19 protein-coding genes and 2 pseudogenes are annotated in these 22,051 nt (G+C 73.3%); 10 read left to right on the top strand and 11 right to left on the bottom strand.

What is annotated here, in order from left to right:
- Positions 1-125: 125 nt before the first annotated feature.
- Together ACZ4Z2_RS14645 and ACZ4Z2_RS14640 are read left to right on the top strand one after the other, a co-directional pair.
- Complete coding sequence (locus tag ACZ4Z2_RS14645) at positions 126-947, top strand: MerR family transcriptional regulator (RefSeq protein ID WP_468075801.1); 822 nt, start codon at positions 126-128, stop codon at positions 945-947.
- Positions 944-1,687 carry a hypothetical protein gene (locus tag ACZ4Z2_RS14640; protein WP_468075799.1) on the top strand — a complete coding sequence of 248 codons (744 nt, stop codon included), beginning with the start codon at positions 944-946 and terminating at the stop codon, positions 1,685-1,687. The genes ACZ4Z2_RS14645 and ACZ4Z2_RS14640 overlap by 4 nt, the downstream gene beginning before the upstream one ends.
- On the opposite strand, the gene ACZ4Z2_RS14635 is transcribed toward ACZ4Z2_RS14640, so the two are convergent.
- The gene (locus ACZ4Z2_RS14635) at positions 1,638-3,185 is read right to left on the bottom strand and encodes an RNB domain-containing ribonuclease (protein ID WP_468075797.1); all 1,548 of its coding nucleotides are present in this window, start codon (positions 3,183-3,185) and stop codon (positions 1,638-1,640) included. The genes ACZ4Z2_RS14640 and ACZ4Z2_RS14635 overlap by 50 nt on opposite strands.
- A 235-nt stretch (positions 3,186-3,420) precedes the next feature.
- Here ACZ4Z2_RS14635 and yaaA point away from each other — a divergent pair, with 235 nt between their 5' ends.
- Together yaaA and ACZ4Z2_RS14625 are read left to right on the top strand one after the other, a co-directional pair.
- The gene (yaaA, locus tag ACZ4Z2_RS14630; protein ID WP_468075795.1) at positions 3,421-4,203 is read left to right on the top strand and encodes a peroxide stress protein YaaA; all 783 of its coding nucleotides are present in this window, start codon (positions 3,421-3,423) and stop codon (positions 4,201-4,203) included.
- A 42-nt stretch (positions 4,204-4,245) separates the two neighbouring features.
- A pseudogene (locus tag ACZ4Z2_RS14625) lies at positions 4,246-4,491 on the top strand (keto-deoxy-phosphogluconate aldolase); the annotation flags it as partial.
- 12 nt (positions 4,492-4,503) lie between these two features.
- Here ACZ4Z2_RS14625 and ACZ4Z2_RS14620 read toward each other — a convergent pair.
- The 3 genes from ACZ4Z2_RS14620 to ACZ4Z2_RS14610 are packed head-to-tail and all read right to left on the bottom strand — an operon-like array spanning position 4,504 to position 7,637.
- A complete protein-coding gene (locus ACZ4Z2_RS14620) occupies positions 4,504-5,964 on the bottom strand; it encodes a bifunctional RNase H/acid phosphatase (protein ID WP_468075793.1) in 1,461 nt (486 codons plus the stop codon).
- 57 nt (positions 5,965-6,021) lie between these two features.
- A complete protein-coding gene (locus ACZ4Z2_RS14615) occupies positions 6,022-6,765 on the bottom strand; it encodes a zinc ribbon domain-containing protein (protein WP_468075978.1) in 744 nt (247 codons plus the stop codon).
- Complete coding sequence (locus ACZ4Z2_RS14610; protein WP_468075791.1) at positions 6,762-7,637, bottom strand: Nif3-like dinuclear metal center hexameric protein; 876 nt, start codon at positions 7,635-7,637, stop codon at positions 6,762-6,764. Before ACZ4Z2_RS14610 ends, ACZ4Z2_RS14615 begins: the two co-directional genes overlap by 4 nt.
- Before the next feature lie 264 nt (positions 7,638-7,901).
- Here ACZ4Z2_RS14610 and ACZ4Z2_RS14605 point away from each other — a divergent pair, with 264 nt between their 5' ends.
- Together ACZ4Z2_RS14605 and ACZ4Z2_RS14600 are read left to right on the top strand one after the other, a co-directional pair.
- Entirely contained in the window at positions 7,902-9,290 is a 1,389-nt protein-coding gene (locus ACZ4Z2_RS14605; RefSeq protein ID WP_468075790.1) for a hypothetical protein, read from the top strand.
- Between the two features lie 143 nt (positions 9,291-9,433).
- A complete protein-coding gene (locus tag ACZ4Z2_RS14600) occupies positions 9,434-9,595 on the top strand; it encodes a hypothetical protein (protein WP_468075788.1) in 162 nt (53 codons plus the stop codon).
- A 556-nt stretch (positions 9,596-10,151) separates the two neighbouring features.
- Here the strand turns inward: ACZ4Z2_RS14600 and ACZ4Z2_RS14595 are convergent.
- From ACZ4Z2_RS14595 to ACZ4Z2_RS14575, 5 genes are all read right to left on the bottom strand, one after another.
- Positions 10,152-11,102 (bottom strand): 3-oxoacyl-ACP reductase, encoded by a 951-nt coding sequence (locus ACZ4Z2_RS14595; RefSeq protein WP_468075786.1) that lies wholly within the window; start codon positions 11,100-11,102, stop codon positions 10,152-10,154.
- Between the two features lie 110 nt (positions 11,103-11,212).
- A complete protein-coding gene (locus ACZ4Z2_RS14590) occupies positions 11,213-12,289 on the bottom strand; it encodes a Zn-dependent alcohol dehydrogenase (protein WP_468075784.1) in 1,077 nt (358 codons plus the stop codon).
- 93 nt (positions 12,290-12,382) lie between these two features.
- Positions 12,383-13,243 (bottom strand): MaoC/PaaZ C-terminal domain-containing protein, encoded by an 861-nt coding sequence (locus ACZ4Z2_RS14585; protein ID WP_468075782.1) that lies wholly within the window; start codon positions 13,241-13,243, stop codon positions 12,383-12,385.
- A gap of 337 nt (positions 13,244-13,580) precedes the next feature.
- Positions 13,581-14,438, bottom strand: a complete 858-nt coding sequence (locus tag ACZ4Z2_RS14580) for a hypothetical protein (protein ID WP_468075780.1) — start codon at positions 14,436-14,438, stop codon at positions 13,581-13,583.
- A 56-nt stretch (positions 14,439-14,494) separates the two neighbouring features.
- Positions 14,495-15,034 (bottom strand): SigE family RNA polymerase sigma factor, encoded by a 540-nt coding sequence (locus ACZ4Z2_RS14575; protein WP_468075778.1) that lies wholly within the window; start codon positions 15,032-15,034, stop codon positions 14,495-14,497.
- Positions 15,035-15,270: 236 nt separating this feature from the next.
- Here ACZ4Z2_RS14575 and ACZ4Z2_RS14570 point away from each other — a divergent pair, with 236 nt between their 5' ends.
- Both ACZ4Z2_RS14570 and ACZ4Z2_RS14565 read left to right on the top strand, forming a co-directional pair.
- Positions 15,271-16,758 (top strand): MFS transporter, encoded by a 1,488-nt coding sequence (locus ACZ4Z2_RS14570; RefSeq protein WP_468075776.1) that lies wholly within the window; start codon positions 15,271-15,273, stop codon positions 16,756-16,758.
- 142 nt (positions 16,759-16,900) lie between these two features.
- Complete coding sequence (locus ACZ4Z2_RS14565) at positions 16,901-17,551, top strand: class I SAM-dependent methyltransferase (RefSeq protein WP_468075976.1); 651 nt, start codon at positions 16,901-16,903, stop codon at positions 17,549-17,551.
- A gap of 31 nt (positions 17,552-17,582) precedes the next feature.
- Here the strand turns inward: ACZ4Z2_RS14565 and ACZ4Z2_RS14560 are convergent, their stop codons facing one another.
- Both ACZ4Z2_RS14560 and ACZ4Z2_RS14555 read right to left on the bottom strand, forming a co-directional pair.
- The gene (locus tag ACZ4Z2_RS14560; RefSeq protein ID WP_468075974.1) at positions 17,583-18,047 is read right to left on the bottom strand and encodes a TerD family protein; all 465 of its coding nucleotides are present in this window, start codon (positions 18,045-18,047) and stop codon (positions 17,583-17,585) included.
- Between the two features lie 209 nt (positions 18,048-18,256).
- Positions 18,257-18,475 (bottom strand): annotated as a pseudogene (locus ACZ4Z2_RS14555) (restriction endonuclease); the annotation flags it as partial.
- Positions 18,476-19,939: 1,464 nt separating this feature from the next.
- Between ACZ4Z2_RS14555 and ACZ4Z2_RS14550 the strand changes: the two are divergent.
- Positions 19,940-20,929 carry an N-acetylmuramoyl-L-alanine amidase gene (locus tag ACZ4Z2_RS14550; protein ID WP_468075774.1) on the top strand — a complete coding sequence of 330 codons (990 nt, stop codon included), beginning with the start codon at positions 19,940-19,942 and terminating at the stop codon, positions 20,927-20,929.
- 172 nt (positions 20,930-21,101) lie between these two features.
- A complete protein-coding gene (locus ACZ4Z2_RS14545) occupies positions 21,102-21,932 on the top strand; it encodes a hypothetical protein (RefSeq protein WP_468075772.1) in 831 nt (276 codons plus the stop codon).
- Positions 21,933-22,051: the final 119 nt, after the last annotated feature.

The raw sequence follows: 22,051 nt of genomic DNA, 5'->3' as shown, positions 1-22,051 counted from the left end.
TCCGCATGGGGGGTCCGTGCGTTTCGCACACCCGGCGGGTGTCGGGCGCACTCGCCGAGGGTTGCCGCGTGGGCTGCGCCGGTCTCGTTTGACCCTGCCGCGACGTCAACGTTTCTACTGGTGCCATGCGGATCGGAGAGCTGGCCGCGACCGTCGGGGTGACCACGCGGGCGGTGCGGCACTATCACCACCTGGGGCTGTTGCCGGAGCCGGAGCGGCGGGCCAACGGGTATCGCGACTACACCCTGCGGCACGCCGTCGTGCTCGCGCGGATCCGCCGGCTGACGGAGCTGGGGCTCGGGCTCGCCGAGGTACGTGACGTGCTGGCCGATGACGCGGGGCGTGAGCTCGCCGAGGTGCTCGGGGAGCTGGACGAGGACCTCGCGCGGCAGGAGTCGGCGATCCGGGAGCGGCGGGCCCGGCTGCGGGTCCTGATGGAGGACGCGCGGCGGGGGCGGCTGCCTGCCGAGGGACCCGTGTCGCCCGAACTGGCCGCTTTCTTCGGGAAGTTCGGGCCCGTGGCGCCCGAGTCCCCCATGGCCGCCAAGGACCGCGAGGTGTTCGCGCTCCTGGAGACCACCGCTCCCCCGGAGGTTCGGGCCGAGCTGCTGGTCGGGCTGGAGGCCATGATGGCGGCGCCCGGCGCGGTGGAGCGGGCGCACGAGGCGTACGCGCTGCTCGACGACCTCGCCGACGCCGGCCTCGACGACCCGCGTGTCGACGAGGCCGCCCGGCTCCTCGCGGACCTCATCCCCGCCGAGCTCATTCCGGCCGACCTCGACCTCGGTCTCGGCCTCGGCAAGGGCACTGGGACCGGCACCGGCGGCTCCGACGCGCGCGGCGGCGGCAACAGCAGCTTTCTGCAGGCCTTCTTCGCCGACTTCGCTCCCGCCCAGGCGGAGGCCATCCGCCGCACGTTCCGGATACTCACGGAGGACCGCCGATGAACCCACCGAGGACGCAGAGCACGCGGATCACGCGGATCACGCAGAAAACGCGGAAGAGGCGGAAGACTCGGAAGACGCGGAAGACACCTGCGGTACTGATCCGGGCCCACCGGGTCGGCCGCGCCCTCGTCCGGCATGAACTCCTGCTGCTGGCCAGCCTGTTGCGCTGGGTGGTCCGGCGACCGCACGGGGTCGGCGGCGGGCGGGCCTTCGGGTACGCGCGGGGGCAGGGCGCGATGATGCTCGGCTTCGGGTTCGTGTGCGTCGTCGAGACGGTGACGATGTCCGTCCTCCTCGACGACCATCCGTCGGCGCACCGGGTCTTTCTCGTCCTCGACCTCTACACCGTCCTGATCGTCACCGGACTGCACGCCGCATCCGTGACCCGCCCCCACGTCCTCACCGACACGACCCTGCGGCTGCGCCGCTTCGCCTCCGTGGATCTCCTGGTCCCGCTCGCCGATGTCGCCTCGGTCCGCCGCGAGCTGTGTCTGACGCACGAGAAGAAGGACGGGGAGCTGAGCCTGGAGGCCGGTTCGCGGACCACCGTCACCCTCGAACTCGCCCGCGAGGCCGAGTACTCGACGTTCTTCGGGCGGCCCAGGGTGGTACGGCTCGTGCGGTTCCACGCCGACGACGCCGAGCTGCTCGTGGGCGAGATCGACCGACTCCGCCGGGACCAGGGGGACATCACGCCGGCACGAAGCGGACCTTCGCCACTCCCGGCTCGGCCTGGGTGAGCCGTACGCGCAGCCGTTCCCCCAGGGGGAGCGGCTCGCCGTCCCGGGCGTCGACGCGGCCGATGACCGCCGGGGACTCCAACTGGACGGTACCGGCCACCGATGCGCCCTCCCCGGCCGCCCCTTTACGTTCCACCACGTCCACCACGCACCCCTCGAAGACCTCGCCGACCCTGTTCCGGAGCAACGCGGCTTCCACCAGGTCCACGCACTCCCGCTCCACGCGGCTCGCCAGACGGCCGCCGACGGACATCTCCTCGGGGAGGGTGTCGAGGGCGGCCAGCACCCAGTCGGGGGCCGGGGTGCCGGAGGCCGCGGCGAGGCAGAGTTCCGAGGTGTAGCGGTCGACCAGACGGCGGAGCGGAGCCGTGCAGTGGGCGTAGGGCGCGGCCACGGCGGAGTGCGTCGTGATGTCGGGGCGGTCGCCGTCGCGGAAGACCGTGTAGTGCGCGCCGCGCAGCAGCGTCGTGCACTCCTGGAGGAAGGCGGCGTGGCGGGGGTCGCGCGGGTCGAGGGTGCGGACCAGGTGCGCGTACGAGACGTGGTGCGGCCAGTCGACGCGCAGTGCCTTCGCGGTGCGACGGAGCCGGCCGACGGCGCCGTCCGGGGCGGCGGGCAGCGTACGCAGGATCCCGGTGCCGTGGCCGAGCATCAGCTCGGCGGCGGCCATGCCGGTGAGCAGGGAGATCTGGGCGTTCCAGCCGTCGGCGGGGAGGGGCGCCCGATAGGCGAGTTCGAGTGCGTACGTCCCGGACGCCGCATGGCTCTCGGGGTCGGGGTCGTACGTCCCCTGCGTCCCCCGGCCCTGGGTGTCGTCCCGTTCGACGATCTGCTGTTCGGGGACGTTGAGGGAGATGCCGCCGCGTTCCGCTTCGCGGCGCTCGCGCAGCTGCCCGATCTCCCTGAGGAGGGCGAGGGGTTCCTCCGCGGTGCCCGCGTCGATCTCCTTCTGCACCGCCTCGTAGTCGAGCCGGGCGTGGCTGCGGACGAGGGCGCGGCGCACGTCGACGCTCTCGGTACGGCCGTCCGCGTCGAGGTCCAGCGTCCACAGCACCGCCGGGCGGGTGTGGTCCGGGAGGAGGCTGGCGGCGCCCTCGGAGAGGCAGGCGGGATGGAGGGGGACCTTGCCGTCGGGGAAGTACAGGGTCGTCACCCGGCGGTGGGCCTCCACGTCGAGCGCGGTGCCGGGGGTGACGAACGCGGCGACGTCGGCGATGGCGTACCGGACGCGGTAGCCCCGGCCGCCGCCCCTGCCCGGTCGGCGGGACAGGTGCATCGCCTGGTCGAGGTCGGTGGAGGCGGGCGGGTCGATGGTGAAGAGGGGGATGTCCGTGGCGTCGTACGACGGGAGGCGGGGCGACTTCGCGGCGTGCTCCGCCTCGACGAGGACCTGGAGCGGGAAGACGTCGGGCACCCCGAGTTCACCGCGGAGCGCGCGCAGGGCCGCCCGCAGGGGAGCCTCGGGGGCGCCCAGGACGCGGAGGTGGCGGCGGGGCATGCGTCGAGCGTAGGGCGGTGCGGGCGCGACGGCATGCCGACGGGAGTCCGGTGCGGGTCGGCACCGCTTGTCGGCACCGGTTGTCGGCACCGGCTGTCGGCACCGCTTGTCGGCACGGGTGGTGGGCATGGGTGGTCGGCACCCCGGCGGGGGCCCCGGTGCGGGCCGACCGGGTAGCCGGATGGTCGGCGCGCACCCCGTACCCTGTCGCGGAGCCCTATCCGAAGGAGTACCCGTGCTCGTCCTGCTGCCCCCGTCCGAAGGAAAGGCCCCCTCAGCGGGCGGCGCTCCGCTGAAGCTGGAGTCCCTTTCCCTCCCGGCGCTCACCGAGGCGCGGGAGGCCGTGCTCGGGGAACTGGTCGAGCTGTGCGCGGGCGACGAGGACAAGGCCCGCGAGGTGCTCGGCCTGAGCGAGGGGCTGCGCGGCGAGATCGCCAAGAACGCGGAGCTGCGGACGGCGGGGGCACGGCCGGCCGGCCAGATCTACACCGGTGTCCTGTACGACGCCCTCGACCTGGCCTCCCTCGACAGCGCCGCGAAGAGGCGGGCCGCCCGTTCACTGCTGGTCTTCTCCGGGCTGTGGGGCGCCGTCCGTGTCACGGACCGCATCCCCTCGTACCGCTGCTCGATGGGCGTGAAGCTGCCCGGCGTCGGAGCGCTCGGCACGCACTGGCGTACGCCGATGGCGTCGGCGCTTCCCGAGGCGGCCGGCGACGGACTCGTGCTGGACCTGCGGTCCTCGGCGTACGCCTCCGCGTGGAAGCCGAAGGGCGAACTCGCCGGGCGGACGGCGACCGTACGGGTGCTGCACGCGCCGACCCGGAAGGTGGTCAGCCACTTCAACAAGGCGACCAAGGGCCGCATCGTCCGCGGTCTGCTGTCGGCCGGCGCCGCGCCCAAGGACCCGGCGGCACTGGTGGAGACGCTGCGGGACCTCGGTTACGTGGTGGAGGTCGAACCTCCGGCGGGGGCGGGGAAGGCGTGGACGCTGGACGTGCTGGTGACCGAGGTGCACTGACGCCACCCAGCGCGTCGTGGACTGACGGCCCCCTTCTCACGGAAGTTCTTCCCGGCGCAGGCGGCGGGCGGTACGGCGTATCTGAGGTCGCTCGCGGGGCCCTTGCCGCAGGCGCGGTTCTGTCCAACCGGCGGGATCATGCCGGACAACGCGCCCGAGTACCTCTCCCTCCCCAACGTCGGCTGTGTCGGCGGGACCTGGATGCTGCCGGCCGACGCGATCGCCGCGCGGGACTGGGCGCGGGTCGAGGCGCTGGCGCGCCGGGCCGCCGCTCCGCGGGAGGCGTAGGGCGGCCGCCGCTCAGCGCAGATGGGACGTGTCGTTGAGGAGACGGAGGGTGGCGTTGCCGTCGGCGTAGTACGCCAGGGCCGTCAGGGAGGCCGCCGAGAGCTCCATGCGGAACAGGGACTCGGGGGGTGCGCCGAGGGCCAGGCGGACCAGGGTCTTGATCGGGGTGACATGGCTGACGAGCAGCACCGTGCGGCCCCGGTGCGCCTCGGTCAGCCGGTCGCGGGTGGCGGCGACCCGGCGGGCCACGGCCTCGAAGCTCTCGCCGCCGCCGGTGGGCTCCGCGTCCGGCGAGGCGAGCCAGGCGTTCATGTCGTCCGGGTACCGTTCCCGCACCTCGCCGAAGGTCAGCCCCTCCCAGGCGCCGAAGTCGGTCTCCCGCAGTCCGTCCTCGACGGTCACGCCGAGCCCGAGGCGGGCCGCGACGATCTCCGCCGTCTCCCGGCAACGGGCCAGCGGCGACGACACGACCTCCTGGATCGTCCCCCGGGCGGCCAGCGCGGCGGCGACCCGCTCCGCCTGGTAGCGGCCGACATCGGACAGGGACGGGTCGGAACCGCCGCTCCCCGAGAACCGCTTCTGCGGTGTCAGGGGCGTCTCCCCGTGCCGGAGCAGTACGAAGGTGGCGGGGGTGCCGAGATCAGGGGCGGCCGAGGCGACGTTCCTCGCGGCCCGGACATCGTCGGCGGCCTTCCTGACGGCAGAGGACCCGGCGGCGGCCCCGGCGGCAGCAGAGGGCCCGGCGACGGCGGAGGCCTCGGCGGCAGCAGAGGCCCCAGTCGCGGCGTCCGACTCCGCGGCGGCGTCAGCCTCGGCGGCGGCCGTATGCGTGGCCGCGCCGCCCCCGTTCCCGGCCTCGCCCCGCGCCCCCGCCAGGGCGGCCCTCGCCCGCGCCGCTCCCGCGGCCGCGTCCCCGGGAGGACCCGACGGCTCCGGTACGGCGGAGGCGGCCGGGAGGGAACCCGCGGCGGCCCCCGTACCCGTACCCGTGCCCGTACCCGCACCCGTCCGGGTCGCCCGGGTGTCCAGGTCCGCCGTGGACGTGGACGGCGACCACTGCTCGCCCCGTTTGCCCGCGTCCATCGCCTCGTTGGCGAGCCGGTCGGCGTGCTTGTTCTGGTCGCGCGGGATCCACTCGTACGTGACGTGGCCGGGCGGGAAGACCCGCAGGGCCTCGGCGGCCAGCGGCTTCATGTCGGGGTGCTTGATCTTCCAGCGGCCCGACATCTGCTCCACGACGAGCTTGGAGTCCATACGGACCCGGACGACGGCCGCCGGGTCCAGCTGGTACGCCGCCTTCAGACCCGCGATGAGGCCCCGGTACTCGGCGACGTTGTTCGTGGCGACCCCGATGTACTCGGCGGCCTCCGCCAACGGCTCGCCCGTCGCCCCGTCGAGGACGACCGAACCGTAGCCCGCGGGCCCCGGGTTGCCCCGGGACCCCCCGTCGGCCTCGACGATGAACTCCCGCACCACACCAACCTCTTGGTCTGTCGACTACGGCCGCTCACCGGCCCCGGCACACCCCGGCTACAGACCCGACTCCGCCGTGCGCACCAGGATCCGGCGGCAGTTCTCGCAGCGGACGACCGTGTCGGGCGCGGCCTTGCGGATCTCGCTCAGCTCGGTGATCGCCAGCTCCTGGCGGCAGCCCTGGCAGGTGCGCTGGTACAGCTTGGCCGCGCCGATGCCGCCCTGCTGCTCGCGGAGCTTGTCGTACAGCTTGAGCAGGTCGGCGGGGACGGACGCGGCGATGACCTCGCGCTCCTTCGTCACCGAGGCGGCCTCGCCGTCGATCTCCTCGAAGGCCGCGTCCCGGCGGGCGGTCGCGTCGTCGATCCTGCCCTGGACGGCGCCGACCCGCTCGGTCAGCTCGGCGACCCGCTCCTGCGCGGACTCCCGGCGCTCCATGACCTCCAGGACGATGTCCTCCAGGTCGCCCTGCCGCTTGGCGAGGGAGGCGATCTCGCGCTGGAGGTTCTCCAGGTCCTTCGGGGAGCTGACCGCGCCCGAGTCCAGGCGCTGCTGGTCGCGGGTGGCGCGCTGGCGCACCTGGTCCACGTCCTGCTCGGCCTTGGTCTGCTCGCGGGCGGTGTCGCTCTCCTCGGTCTGCGCGGCCACGAGGAGGTCGCGCAGCTGGGTGAGGTCCTTCGTCAGCGACTCGATCTCGGCGTGCTCGGGCAGGGACCTCCGCTTGTGCGCGAGCTGCTGGAGACGCACGTCGAGGGCCTGGACGTCGAGGAGTCGGATCTGGTCGGCGGGCGCGGCGTTCAGTTGGGGGCTCCCAGGTTCTCGGTGGCGGTGGTGGACGCCGCGTGGGCGGTCCAGGGGTCGGTGACCGTCTTCGAGACGTGGACGCGCAGGCCCCATCCCTTCCGGTCGGAGATCTCGTCGAGCTGGGCGGCGGCCAGCTCGCACCAGGGCCATTCGGTGGCCCAGTGCGCCGCGTCGAGCAGCGCGAGGGGGGTGGCGGCGGCCTCCGTCGTACGGGCGACGGCCTCGGAGGCCGGGTGGTGGCGCAGGTCCGCGGTGAGGAAGGCGTCGACACCGGCCGCGCGTACGTCGTCGAAGAGGCTGTCGCCCGAGCCGCCGCTGACGGCGACCGTGCGGACGACTGCCTCGGGGTCGCCGGCGACCCGGATGCCCTGCGCGGTGGCGGGCAGCCGCTCGGCGGCCCGCGCGGCCAGCTCCCGTACCGTCAGCGGATGGTCCAGCTCGCAGACGCGGCCGAGGCCGCGCCGCCCGGCGGGGTCCGAGGGGTCCGGCACGAGCGGCCGTACGACCCGCAGGTCCAGCGCCCCGGCGAGGGCGTCGCTGACGCCGGGATCGGCGGTGTCCGCGTTGGTGTGGGCGACGTGCAGCGCGATGTCGTTCCTGATGAGGGTGTGCACGACACGGCCCTTGAAGGTGGAGGCCGCCACCGTCGTCGTCCCGCGCAGATACAGCGGATGGTGGGTGACCAGCAGGTCCGCCCCCAGCTTCACCGCTTCCTCGACGATCTCCCGGACGGGGTCGACGGCGAACAGGACGCGGGTGACCTCCTGGTCGGGGTCGCCGCAGACCGTGCCGACCGCGTCCCACCCCTCGGCCCTCTCGGGCGGCCAGAGGGCGTCGAGCTCGGTGATGACTTCAGACAGACGGGGCACGGACAAAGGCTACCTGCACCGGTGCGGTCCCCGACCGGCCACGGGTCACTTGACCAGCCGCCCGGCTTCCGCGACCACGGCGACCGCTGCCCGCCCGCCACGGTCGCTGCCTGCCACGCCGCCCCTCGACGCGTCCGGCAGCACATCCCTCGCCGTTCCCTCAGGTGAATCGCTGGACGAGCACCCTTATGTGTGAAGGGAAAGCCCGGTTGTCCCACGTCTGTGCGCGCGAAAACTAGCTTCGTGGCCGGAGGTGATCGAACGATGACGGCCTGTGCATCCCCATCCCCCACGACGGGCCACGGGAACGAGGCGGGACCGGGGCGCGACGGGAGCGAGGAAGGCGGCCCCGGCGACGGGAAGCAGAAACGGTCCGCGTCACCGCCCGGCTGCGTGATCACCGCGGACGGCAGCTACGCGGCACGCCTCGCCCTCGCCGGCGACGACTCCTGGTTCCCCGAGCGCTGGACCCTCGACGGCCCCGAGCCGTACGCCGTGCCGCTGCCCGCCAACCAGCCCGAGGAACCCGGCACCGAGGTCCTCCCCCTGACCGACGGCCGTGTCCTCATCCACCGGCTGGCCGCCGAGCGGCATCTGTTCTCGCTCCTCTACCCGACCGGCCCCGGCACCGGCGAGCTGCTCCTGGGCGCGGTCGAATGCGGGGACCCCGCCACCGAGTTGCGGCTGCTGCCGCCCGGCCCGTGCGGGGAGTGGGCGTACGCCCTCGCCGTGGGCCGGAGCTCCACCGCGGTGTGGCTGGTGGCGGGCGGGGCGTTCGGGCCGGAGCGGGTGGCGGAGGTGCCGGGGCGGTGCTCGGGCGGGGTCTGGCTCGACGGAGCGGGCCGACTGCTCGCTCTGGACCGGGAGTCGGACGGCCGGACGAAGACGGTCGTGGTGGACCTGGAACGGGACGGCGAGGTCTCGCCCCTCCTCCAGATCGCGGACGACAGCAACGACCGGCTGCTGCTGGCCGACCCCGACAGCGGGCTGCTGCTGATCAGTTCGGACGCGCCCTCGCCGGGCCGCGACCGGCTCGGCTGGGGTGTGCTGGGCAGCACCCTGCCGGTCCGCTTCCCCGAGTGCCTGCGGGTCCCCGACGACCACCGCATGACTCCCTTCGCCATCCAGCCGGGCCAGATCCTGACCCCGGAGAGCTGCGCGGTCGCGCTCCGGGTGGACGGCGCCCGGGGCAGTTGGGTCGGCCTGTGGCGCCCGTCCTCCCGGCAGGTCCACCACCTGCCGGCGCCCGAAGGGTGGTTGACGGGGTCCGGGCTGTGGACCAGGGACGGAGTGCTGCACCTGCCGTACACCACGGGGTTGGTGCGGTGCGGCGTGGCCCGCGTGGGCGTGCCGTGGGGGGACGAACCGGATGCCTGCGAACCGGCGCACGAGGGTGCGCGGGGGGTGGTGCCGGCCGACGAGGGAGCGCCAACGGGTGTGTGCGGCGGACTCGGTACGCCGGATGTGCCGGGAGCGCCGGATACACCGAGTGCGCAGGGCGCGCCGAGTGCGCCGGGCGGGGTGGACGAAACCGCGGCGCTGTCGTCCGGAGCCGAAGGTGTGGTGGCGGGCGGGCCTGTCGTCGCCCGACCCGTGCCGTTGCAACAGGCGCCGCTGGAAGGGCGGGTGAGCGAGGAGGTGACCGTCGGGTGAGGTGCTCGTGCCGGGTCCGTGGGTGTTTCGGCCAAGGCTTCACCGTGCAGGCCGACACGCCCTCGGGTGCCTTCGGATCGTGTGCCGGAGGCCGTTAAACTCACCCGCCTGTAAGAAGATCATGCCGACGGGGAACACTTTCCATGAGCGACGCACACACCACTCAGCCGCCCACTGCCGACCCCCACGAGGCGGAAGGCCATGGCAGGCACCGGGGCCAGATCGCGGCCCACGACGCCGATACGACACCTCGCGGGCGTCACCGCAAGCCGGTCGAGCAGGCGGAGACGACGACGGCCGCCTGAACCGGGGCCCGGTCAGGCGATCCGAAGAAACGTCAATCCCACGCCGGACCGCTCCCCACCGTCACACCCGGCCCCGCCCCGCCACCCATGGGGCGGGGCCGTCCCGTGGGCGGAGCGGATGGCCGAGGCGGGCGGCTGAGGTGGGCGGCTGAGGTGGGCGGCTGAGGTGGGCGGCTGAGGTGGGCGGCTGAGGTGGGCGGCTGAGGTGGATGGGCGGGACGGGGCCGTCGCGTGGGCGGGTGAGCGGTCGGGCAAGGTGAGTGAGGCGGGCGGCCGAGCAGGTGGTTGAGGCGGGCGCCGAGCGGGATCGGTGAGACGGGCAGCCGAGCAGGAGGGGCGGGCCGGCGCCGACCCAGCAGGAGGGGCACGGGGCGGGTAAGCGGCCCCACAGGATCGGTGCGGTAAACGGCCCCCCAGGACGGTGCGGCGGGCGGCCCCGCAGGAGGGGTGCGGCCGGCGGCCCCGCAGGAGGGGTGCGGCCGGCGGCCCCGCAGGAGGGGCTGGGCCAGGGCGGCCCAGCACGGTGGGTGCGGTGAGCGCGCCGCGCGAGGGGGCGTCAGTCGGTGCCGTTTCCCTTCCTGAGCACCAGTACCTCCGTCGCCGCGAAGGTCTCCCCCCGGGGGCGGTCGGCGTAGTACGGGGTGAGGAGGCCGTCCAGTTCCTCGTACGTGAACACGTCCTGCTTGGTGTCGAACTGGGCCCGCACACGCGGCCGTTCGACGATCGCGACCATGCCGCCGTGCACGACGAGCAGCTGCCCGTTGATGTGGCCGGCCGCGGGTGAGGCCAAGTAGCCGACGAGCGGCGCGACATGTTCGGGGGCGAGCGGGTCGGGGCCCTGCTCGGGGCGGGCGAGGCCGGCGAACACGTCCTCCGTCATCCGGGTCCGGGCCCGGGGGCAGATCACGTTCGCCGTGACGCCGTAGCGGGCGAGCGCCTGTGCCGAGGACGTGGTCAGACCGACGATCCCGCCCTTGGCCGCCGCGTAGTTGGGCTGCCCGGCCGAGCCCGCGAGGAACGCCTCCGACGAGGTGTTCACGATCCGCCCGTACACCGGCTCACCGGCCGCCTTCGACCGCTCGCGCCAGTGCGCGGACGCGAACCGGATCGTGTTGAAGTGGCCCTTGAGATGAACCCGGATCACCGAGTCCCACTCGTCCTCGGACATCGAGAAGACCATGCGGTCGCGCAGGATGCCCGCGTTGTTGACCAGGATGTCCAGCTTCCCGAACTCCCCGATCGCCGTGTCGACCAGCTCGCGCGCCCGGCCGTGGTCGGAGACGTCGCCGGTGTGGACGAGGGCACGGCCGCCCGCGGCCCGTATCTCCGCGGCGACCTCCTCGGCGGGCCCGGTGGACGCGCCGCCGCTGCCGTCCCGGCCCGGCTGCCCGTAGTCGTTGACGACGACGGCCGCACCGAGCCGGGCCAGCTCCAGCGCCTCGGCCCGGCCGAGACCCCGGCCCGCGCCGGTGACGATCGCCGACAGTCCCTCCAGTGGCAATGACATGGGCATCCTTGAAGTCGTCGGGGTTCGTCCGGGCCGCCGGCAGAGCCACCTGGCCGTCCGGGGCACCCGGGTCGTCCGGGTCGCCCAGGGGCCCGGGGCGACCGCCGGCGTCAGATCTCTATGCAGGTCCGCAGCGCGGCCCCCGTGCGCATCTGGTCCAGCGCCTCGTTGATGTCGGCGAGCGGCACCCGGTGGGTGATGAGGCCCTCCAGGTCGATCCGGCCGGCCCGCCACAGGGCGATGGTCCGCTCGTAGGAGCGCAGGACGTCACCGCCGCCGTACATGGAGGGCAGGACGCGCTTCTCGTCGAAGAACAGCTCGAACATGCTGAGCTGGAGGAAGTCGTCCATGGCGCCCGCGCCCACGACGACGAGGGTGCCGCCGCGCCGGGTGTTCTCGTACGCCGTGCGGGCGGTGGCCGAGCGGCCGACGACCTCGAAGACGTAGTCGAAGCCCTCCCCGCCGGTGACGGACTGCTTGGCGTCGGCCAGCTCGTCCGGGGAGACGGCCCTGGTGGCGCCGAACCCGAGCGCCGCCTCGCGGCGCGCGACCACCGGATCGACGGCGACGATCTCGGCGGCGCCCTTGAGCCGGGCGCCCTGGATCGCCGAGATACCGACACCGCCGCAGCCGATGACGGCCACCGAGGAACCAGCCTCCACGTCGGCGGTGTTGAGGGCCGCGCCCAGCCCGGTGGTGACCCCGCACCCGATGAGGGCGGCGACGTCGAACGGCACGTCGTCCGGGATCGGCACGGCGCACCCGGCGTCGACGACGACCTCCTCGGCGAACGTGCCGGTGCCCGCGAAGCCGAACACGTCACCGGAGGGCCGCCGGAAGTTGGGGGTGCCGGCGTTGAGGAACCCGGCGAGGCACAGCTGGGTCTGGCCGCGCTTGCAGGCGGGACAGCTGCCGCAGGCCGGCAGCCAGCAGACGACCACCCGGTCGCCGGGCTTCAGACCGCTCACGCCCTCCCCCACGTCGAGGATCTCGCCGGCGCCCTCGTGGCCGGGGACGAACGGGCCCGGCTGCGGCAGCACCCCGGCCATCGCGGACAGGTCCGAGTGGCACAGCCCCGTGGCCCGCACCCGGATCCTCACCTTGCCCGGCCCGAACCCCGCGGCCTCGACGTCGTCGAGCACCTCCAGCTTGTCCTGGCCGATCTCGTGCAGTACGGCTGCGCGCATGGTGCGGCTCCCCTCAGGAGTACCTGCCGGCAGTGACCCGCCCGGAGCACTGAACCTGTCCGGCGTACATGACCTACGGCTGTGCTGAAGTGCTCACGCGTGTGTGACGAGGGTGTCCGCCAGCACCGGCGCGTCGTCCCGGTCGGCGGCGCTCACCGCCACGCGCACCGAGCGGTCGTCCGGCCGCCACATGCGGATGCGGAGGGCCTCGCCCGGGAAGACGACTCCCGCGAAGCGGGTGCCGTACGAGCGGACCCGGGCGACCTCCCCGTCGAGCACCGTGTCCACGACGGCCTTGAGCGTGATCCCGTAGGTGCACAGCCCGTGCAGGATCGGCCGGTCGAACCCGGCGCGGGCGGCGAACTCCGGGTCGGCGTGCAGCGGGTTCCAGTCGCCGGAGAGGCGGTAGAGCAGCGCCTGGTCCTCGCGGACGACGCGCTCCACCTCCTTGTCCGGGGCGGTAACCGGTGGTTCCTGGCGGGCGGACGGGCCGCGCTCACCTCCCCAGCCGCCCTCGCCGCGGACGAAGATCTGGGCCTCGTTCGTCCACAGGGGGCCGTCGGTGTCGGCGACGTCGGTGCGCATGACGAGCACGGCGGCCTTGCCCTTGTCGTAGACCGCCGCCACCCGTGCGGTCGCGGTCGCCCGGCCGTCGACGGGGATGGGCCGGTGCAGCTCCACACGCTGACCGCCGTGCAGGACCTTGGCGAGGTCGACGTCCACGCCCGGGGCGTTCAGGCCGCCGATGACGTCCGGTGAGCCGGCGCCCGCGACGGTGGCGAAGCTCGGCAGGACGTGCAGCCGGGACTCCAAGGTGTAGCGCAGCTCGTCGGGGGCGGTCGCGGGGATGCCGGCACCGATGCCGAGGTGGTAGAGCAGGACGTCCTTGCGGGTCCAGGCGATCTCGGCGGAACGGGGCTCGGCCGCGAGGGCCTTGGCTGCGTCGATGGGCATGGGGCTCCTGTTCTGCGAAGAACCTCGGGATGAAGAACCTCGGATTCGGTGAGGAACCTCGGATTCCGTGAGGAACCTCGGAACCTCGGCACGACCGTCCGCACCAGCGGCCGCGCCGAGGTCGTCACGGGGGTCCGGAACCCGCCCTTCTAGAACGCGTTCCAGTCCGGCGACCCTCTGTATAGCCGAGGCGCGTGCACTTGTGAAGACTGCTGACACCGTGTCAGATGCGGACCCGGAGCCGCCGCAGGTGCGGGACTCTGTCCCGGGTGCCCACCCCCGCAGGCCACCCGGCAACCATCCCCCGGCCCGCCCCCGGCCCGCCCCCCTCACCCCCTCACCGCACGACCTTCACCGACTCGTACTCCGCGCCCTTCGGTGCGAGGGCCACGAACCAGCTCACCGGGGAGCCATCGGCGTCGACGACGCGGGGGCTGCGGAGGTCCTCGTACGAGGGCAGGTCGGACTCGCGGTTGACGTCGACGGACGTGCCGTCGGACCAGGTGACGCGGACCTGTTGGGCGGTCGGGGCGACCTCACCGATGACCAGGCGCTTGAGGGCGCCGTCCGTGTCCTGGCCGCCGGTGGGCAGGGGCATCGCGAACGCCTGGTGGTCCGTGCCGGCCGCGGTCCACTCCTCGCCGTCGAGCACCTTGTCGGTCTGCCCCGGAGCCACGGACAGATGCACGAAGTGCCAGGCACGGCCCACGAGTTCGGCGGGACCGTCCACGTCCGTAGGCTTGTCGCCGCGCAGCGCCATGGCGGCGAGCTGCTGCTCCGCCTCCTTCTCGGTCCTCGGCGCATCCCAGAAGTCGACCGTGACCTTCCAGTCACGGCCCCGCTCACGCCCCGAGGCCAGCTGGGTGCGGTGCGGCTGGTCGAGGTGCCGCTGCTCGAGCTCGGCCGGTGTCGTGGCCGCCGGGGGCACCGAGACCCGACCCCCGTCCGTCGCCCCGGTCAGGGCCAGTGCTCCCGTGGAGCCCGCGAGCACCACGGTCACCGCCGCCGCGACGGCCCAGCGGCGGGCCTTGCGTCGACGGCCGCCGCGGACCACCGCCTGGTAGGGGGCTGTACCGATCTCCACCTCGTCGGTCGCCTCCGCCAGCAGCAGGGCGATGTCCCTCTCCAGCGCGGTGCTTCCGGTGAGGTCGCCGAGCGTGCCGTCGCCGCCGTAGGTGCCGTCGCCCCGGGTCATGTCCCGCTCCGCCTTCCCGTGTCCGCCGTCGATACCGTGTGTGTCGCCTGCGCCCTTCACTTCCGTCCCCCCTGGGTCACCGTCTCGGCCAGTCCCGGTATCGCGCGGAGCTTCGCGATGCCCTTCGCCGCGTTGCTCTTCACCGAGCCCACGGAACAGCCCATCGCCTCCGCCGCCTGGCTCTCGCTGAGGTCCTCCCAGTACCGCAGGACCACGGCCTCCCGCTGCCGGGGCGGCAGCTGGGAGAGCGCCTTGAGGAGCGCGCCGCGGTCGTCGGCCTGGGCGATGCGGTCGCCGCTGTCCGGCACCTCGGGCACCAGGTCCGAGTCACTCCTCGGCGCGAGGAACTCCTTGAGTCGCCTGCGGTGCCTGCGCGCATGGGCGTTGATCATGACGCGCCGTACATAGGTGTCCGGGTCGTCCGTCGAGGCGACCCGGCGCCAGGCCGCGTAGACCTGCTCCAGCGTCGTCTGCACCAAGTCCTCCGCGGCGTGCTGCTCCCCCGTGAGAAGAAACGCCGTGCGCATCAGCCGTGGCCAGCGGCCGACGAGGAAGCTCTGGAACTCCTCGTCCCGAGCCTGTTTCCGATCCCCCATGAGCACCTCCTAGATGTCTTTAACAGTCCACGAGGGCCCGGATCCGTTGCCTCGTCCGGCGGAGAACTTCGGACGGCCTCGCCGCGCCCGGGCAGCGGCACCCAACGACCTGACGGACGATCACATCCCCATGGGCTGGTCAAGAATTCCTTAGCCACTCGAACCATCGGAATAGTTGCCCTGGTCGACGAGGTTGGCCCCTCACGCACTCTCTTCCGGCCAGGAGGCCCCGCTCCATGACGCGTCCGCACACACCCGCCCCCACCGAGCCCACCACGAGAACGAACGGCGGGATCGTCCCCGTGCTGGCCTTCGCGGGCATCGTGGTCGCGGTGATGCAGACCCTGCTGGTCCCGGTGATCAAGGATCTCCCCCAGCTCCTCGACACCACCCCCGGCAACGCCACCTGGGTCCTGACCTCCACGCTCCTCTCGGGTGCCGTGGCCACCCCGATCATGGGCCGGCTCGGCGACCTCCACGGCAAGCGCCGGATGCTGCTCGCCAGCCTGGCGGTGATGGTGGTCGGCGCGCTGATCAGCGGTTTCACCAGCGCCCTGGTCCCGATGATCGTGGGCCGCACCCTCCAGGGCTTCGCCATGGGCGCGATCCCGCTCGGCATCGGCCTGATGCGCGACGAGCTGCCCCGCGAGCGCCTCGGCTCCGCGATGGCCCTGATGAGCTCGTCCATCGGCGTCGGCGGCGGACTCGCCCTGCCGCTGGCCGCGGCCGTCGCCCAGAACACCGACTGGCACGTCCTCTTCTTCGGAGCGGCCGGCCTCGGCGTCCTGTCCATCGTGCTCACCCTCGTCGCCGTGCCCGAGACGAAGACGCGGGCGCAGGGCTCCTTCGACCTCCTCGGCGCGCTCGGCCTCTCCCTCGGCCTGGTCCTCTTCCTCCTGCCCATCACCAAGGGCAGCGACTGGGGCTGGACCTCCGTGACCACGCTCGGCCTGTTCGCCGCGTCGGCCCTGGTGCTGCTCGGCTGGGGCGTCCTGGAGCTGCGCGTCCCGGCGCCCCTGGTGGACCTGCGCACGACCGCCCGCCGCGAGGTGCTCCTCACCAACCTCGCCTCGATCATGGTCGGCGTCTCCTTCTACGTCGTCTCCCTGGTCCTGCCGCAGCTCCTCCAGCTGCCCACCGCGACCGGCTACGGCCTCGGTCAGTCGATGGTCGTCGCGGGCCTGTGCGTGGCGCCGCTCGGCCTGACGATGATGTTCACCGCTCCCGTCTACGCCCGGCTGTCCGCCAAGTACGGCCCCAAGAGCACCCTCATCCTCGGTCTGCTGATCATCGCGGTCGGCTACGGCGCGGGCCTCGGCCTGATGAGCGCCGCCTGGCAGACGGTGGTGGTGTCGGTGGTGCTCGGCACGGGCATCGGCCTCGCCTACTCCTCGCTGCCCGCGCTGATCGTCGGCGCCGTCGACCCGTCCGAGACCGGCGCCGCGAACGGCCTCAACACCCTCATGCGCTCCATCGGCACGTCCGTGTCGAGCGCCGTCATCGGCATGGTGCTCGCCGACACCGCGCACCACGTCGGCGGGGTCGCCGTCCCCACCATGCACGGCTTCCGGGTCTCGTTCCTGATCGCCACCGCCGCGGTCGCCGTCGGCATCCTCCTCGCCGTGTCCCTGCCCGGCCGCCGCCCCGCGAACGGCCCGACGCTCCTGGCGAGCAGCGCGGACGACAAGGCGGCCGCCGAACGCCCGGTCGAGCGGGTGTCCTGACGCCGAGCCGCCGGGTGTCCTGACGGCGCCGACGGGCCCCATGGCAGCATGGGGCACCCCCGGTCCGTACGGCCCTGAACGTCTGTACGGCGTCCGCACGCCCGGCGGCCCCGCGCCCGCCCACGCCACCTCGGAGGACCCCATGCCCGCGGCCCCCAAGCCGGAGATCCTCGCCGCGTTCGAGTCGGCCAAGGGGTTCATGCCCGTGGGTGAAGGGCTGGCCCTGTACGCGGCGGCCGTGGAGGCGGGGCGCCTCGGGCTCCCGCTGCTGGAGGTCGGCACGTACTGCGGCCGCTCGACGGTCCTCCTCGCGGACGCGGCACGCGAGGCGGGCGTCACGGCGATCACGGTCGACCACCACCGGGGCAGCGAGGAGCAGCAGCCGGGCTGGGAGTACCACGACCCGGAGACCGTCGACCCCGAGATCGGGCTGATGGACACGCTGCCCACGTTCCGCCGCACCCTGCACAGGGCGGGCCTGGAGGAGCATGTGATCGCCCTCGTGGGCCGTTCCCCGCAGGTGGCGAAGGTCTGGAACTCGCCCCTCGCCCTCGTCTTCGTCGACGGCGGCCACACGGACGAGCACGCCACCGCCGACTACGAGGGCTGGGCCCCGCATGTCGCCGAGGGCGGCCTGCTCGTCATCCACGACGTGTTCCCCGACCCGGTCGACGAGTTCACCGGCCAGGCCCCGTACCGGATCTACCTGCGGGCCCTCGCCTCCGGCGCCTTCACGGAGGTCTCGGCGACGGACTCCCTGCGGGTGCTGCGGCGCACGGGCGCCGGTATCTGACCGGAACCGGCGCCGGAGAGGGCACCCGGCCCTACGCCACCTCTATCCCGTAGTCCTGGACCAGTTCCTCCAGGCCGCCCCGGTAGCCCTTGCCGCCCAGGACGAAGTCCCAGTCGCCGTTGGCGCGGCGGCGGAAGGAACCGAGGACCAGGGCGGTCTCGCCCGGGCGGCCGTCGGAGACGTCGAGGCGGCCCTGTTCGGCGCGTGACGGGTCCAGGAGCCGGATGCAGGCGTCGGTGAAGCCGGACAGGTCGGCGTCGGGGTTGACGGCGGGGTCGATCGCCGCCACGAGGACGAGCCGGTCGGCCTCGGCGGGCAGCGCGTCGAAAAAGACCCGGATCGCGGCCTTGTCCGGTGCCGCCGGCGGCAGCGCGCGGACCGTGCCGTCGGGGGTGCGGAGGTTGTTGTAGAAGACGAAGTGGTCGTCGCTGAGCACCCGGTCGCCGTGACAGACGAGCGCGCACACGTCCAGGGCGACGGCGCCGCTCCATCCCATGCCCAGCACGCTGAAGTCGTCCTCGGCCCCGTCGGCGCGCCGGGGTCGGGGTTCGTGACCATGGCCTGCCGGGGGTCCGACGCCGTCCGCTGCGCGGGGACGGCGCGCCCGTTGCCCGTGCCCAGGCGGCCGCGCAGACCGTGCCGGTGCAGCAGGTCGACGAGTTCGGTGCCGGAGACGAGTTCGAGCGGCTTGCCGTTGGCGAAGGTGTGCGAGCCGGGGCCGAACTTGGACGTCGTCACCAGCACGCCCTTGTTGGCGCCCGCGTGCTGGACGGTGCCGTAGAGGTCCCGGACGGCCGTCGGCGGGACGGTGTTGCGGTAGCGCTTGACCTGCACGACGATCTTGCCGCCGCGGATCGGCGCCGGGTCGAGGGCGTCGACGTCCACACCGCCGTCGTTGGAGCGCTGGGTGGTGACCGCCTGCATCCCCATGGCCTGGAAGAGTTCGGCGACCAGCGCCTCGAAGGCGACCGGGTCCATCTCCAGCAGGTCGGGCTCCTCGTCGCCGCCGTGGGTGACGACACCGTTGCCGACGTCGGCGGGCCGGCGGCCGGGCCGTACGGCGGTGCGCTGGTCCGGCTTGGCGGACAGCTGGCCGCGGAGCCCGTCGAGCAGACAGTCGACGGCGCTGACCTGCTCCAGGTTGAGCCCTGTGAACACCGCCCGGGGCGCCATGACGCTCGCGAGGACGATCTGCGCGCGCCGGCCGGTCGCCGGGTCGTGGTCGTCGACGAACCCGTTGAGCGTGACCGCCTCCAGGGCGCCGAACTCGTCGGCCGCGAAGAGATCGTGCAGCACGAGCAGGACGCACTGGGCGAGGACGTCCCGGTAGAGGGCGCGCCGCTGGGTGACGGGCCGGGCCGTCTCCTTGTCCTGGTCGGCGTTGTACAGGTAGCGCACGGACTTCGCCTCGGGGACGACGTCGAAGCGGGGCAGTTCCCAGTCGAGGACGAGTTCGCGGGCGGCCGCGTCGTACGCGGCGGAGACCTGGCGGGGGAAGCCCTCGGGCCAGGCGGCGGAGGCGTAGAGCGCGGCGGAGAAGTACTCCACGGCGGCCTCCGGGTCGCTGCCGGCGCGCAGGGCCGCCGTCATCTCGGTGACGCCCGCGTTGTGGCGGCGGATGTCCGCCAGTTGCCCGTCGGCCCACTGCTGGTACTGGCGCTGGTACTGGTCGAGTTGCCGCTGCCGCTGGGCCTCCGCCGCCTGTGCCGCGTGCCAGTCCTGCTCGAACCGGGCCCGCGCCTCGGCCTGCGCCTGCGCCCGCCGGCCTGCGGTCCAGCCGCCCTGGGCCTGGTAGTGACCGGGGTCCGGCATGGGCACCGGCTGGGCGAGCGCGCCCGGGGCGAAGGGCTCCAGCCGCTCGGAGCGGGTGAGGGCGGCGGCGCGGAACGCCGGGGCCCGGCAGCCGGCGGCCAGCAGCCCCTGGAGGGCGGCGACCTGCGCGTCCAGTTCCTCGGTACGCCGCCGGGCCTCCGCCTCCCTCTGCTGCCGGTACGCCTGCTGCTGCTCACGGTGGCTGCGGGCCACCTCCCGCTGGTACGAACGCTGCTGGCGCTCGTACTCCCGTTGCTGCCTGGCCCGCGCCTCCAGCTGACGCTGCTGCTGGCGCTGTGCCTCGGCCCAGATCCCGACCAACCCGTTGGAGCGACGACTCATCCCTTACAGGCCCCTCCCCCAGGGCCCTGCCACTGCCCGGCCGAGCCCTGCCCCACGACAAGCAGTAACTGGCCGACTCTACCGTGCGACCGCGTGTCCGCCCATCCGCTGGTCACACCCTGTTTCCGGGCCGCGCCCCCGCACGGGGGAAAGGGGAGCGGCGGGCGGGGGCGAAGTGTGGCGGTACGGCGTCGTGAAGCCGCCGGCGCCGGCCCGCCCCGTATGGTGGCAGGCGTGTCGTACGTAGGCCCGGACTTCGATCCGCCCCAGCCCCGCCGTTCGCCTCTGCGCCGCCCTCTGACCGTGGCCGTCGCCGCCGTCGTGGTGGGGTCGGTCGCCGGTTGGGGGGTGTGGCAGGCCGTCGGCGACCCCGGGGACGACGGGTCGAACCGGGCGGCCGCGCGCAACCAGCCGAGAACCGCTCCCCCGGCGTCGCCGACGCCCTCCGCCGCGCCCACCTCTTCCGAGGACGGCGACGGCACGGACGGGAAGAAGGGGGGCGACGGCACGAAGGCGAGCCCGACGGCCTCCTCCGGGGCGGCGGCCGACGGCACCCTGAAGGGCAAGGTCGTCGTCATCGACCCCGGCCATAACTCGCAAAACTTCCGGCACACCGCCGAGATCAACCGCAAGGTGAACATCGGCACCGGGATGAAGGAGTGCGACACCACGGGGACGTCGACCAACGACGGTTACACGGAGGCCGAGTTCACGCTGGACGTGTCGCGCCGGGTCCGGGCGCTCCTCGAACAGCAGGGCGCCACGGTGAAGTTCACGCAGGACGGCAACCGGGAGTGGGGCCCCTGCATCGACGAGCGGGCCCGGATCGGCAACGCGGCGGAGGCCGACGCGGTGGTGTCGATCCACGCGGACGGCTCGGCGGCCGGCAACCGGGGCTTCCACGTCATCCTGCCGGGCGCGGTGCACGAGGGCGCCGCCGACACCCGGCCCATCGTCGGTCCCTCCCGCGATCTCGGGGAGCGCATCGCGGGCAAGTTCGTCCGCGAGACGGGGAGCGCGCCCTCCAACTATGTGGGCGGAGGTACCGGTCTCGTCACACGTCAGGACCTGGGCGGTCTCAATCTGTCAACGGTTCCCAAGGTGTTCATCGAGTGCGGCAATATGCGCGATAGCAAGGACGCGGCACTGTTGACCAGTGGCACATGGCGGCAGAAGGCCGCGCAGGGGATCTCTGAGGGAATCGTGAGTTTCCTGCGCGGGTAGGGGGAGGGTCGTGATCATCGTGGCAATCCCGACGTACGGCTACGTCGGGTGGACGATATGGTCATCCCTACGATGAGGGGCCACCCCCGCGCTTCCCGCCAGAGCCTGACGGCGCCATGGTGAACAGCGACGCCTCCACACCGATGACGAGACGACTGACGAAGGACCTGAAGTGAATATCCGCTCCCTCACCAGAGGCGACGGCGTCGTGATCGGAGCAGCGGTATTGCTGTTCATCGCGTCGTTCCTCGACACGTTCGACGGCTCCGGAGACGACATCCCCAACGCCTGGGACAACCTTGGCCTGGTGATGAGCATGTACGTCGGCGGCATCATCGGTGCGGTGCTGATCGTCATCTCCCGTGCGCTGCCGCAGCCGCCCAAGCTCATCGGTCTCGACGTGGCTCAGCTCGGAGTGGGTCTGACGATCTTCGCCGCGTGGACCTCGTTCTGGTCCATCATCGACCCTCTGGGAGCAGTCGAGGAGCTCTTCGGCGCCTTCGGGAGCTCGGAGCCTGACGCCGGTGCCGGTCTCATCCTCGGCCTGATCGCCGCTTTGGTCCTGGCCGCCGCGGCCGTCGCCACCCCCCTCGTCCCCGCGCTGAAGGCCGCCCTCGTCGGCGCCCCGCGTCCCGCGGCCCCGCAGCCCTACGGTGCCCAGCCTCCCGGTGGTTACGGCTACCCGGGTGCCGGCGCCCAGGCGCCGTACGGTGCGAGCCAGCCCCAGCCGGGGCAGCCGGGCGCGCCGTTCGGTGGTCAGCCGCAGCCGCAGCAGGCGCAGGCCACTCCGCAGCCGCCCGCGGGCGACTTCTCGCCCTTCTGGTTCGCCGTGCCGGTGGCGCGTCCGCTGTTCGCCGAGGACGGTTCGCAGTCGACGATCGCCGAACTGGCGCCGGGCACCTGGTACCTGGCGGTCGAGCAGCGCGGCGCCCACCTGGTCGCCCAGACGCAGGACGGCCGTCGCGGTGTCCTCCAGGACACCACCGGCATCCAGCGCGGCTGAACGCGGCACCGACCGCGGGCCCTCACCGTACGACCGGCCCCTCGCTCTTCCGAGCGGGGGGCCGTTGTCGTACAGTCGCTCTCCCCACCGGAGGAACTGACGGAGCGTCAGGAGGCGGC

This window comes from Streptomyces sp. NPDC030183, from assembly GCF_055573455.1.
This window is presented reverse-complemented; position numbering and strand designations above follow the sequence as displayed.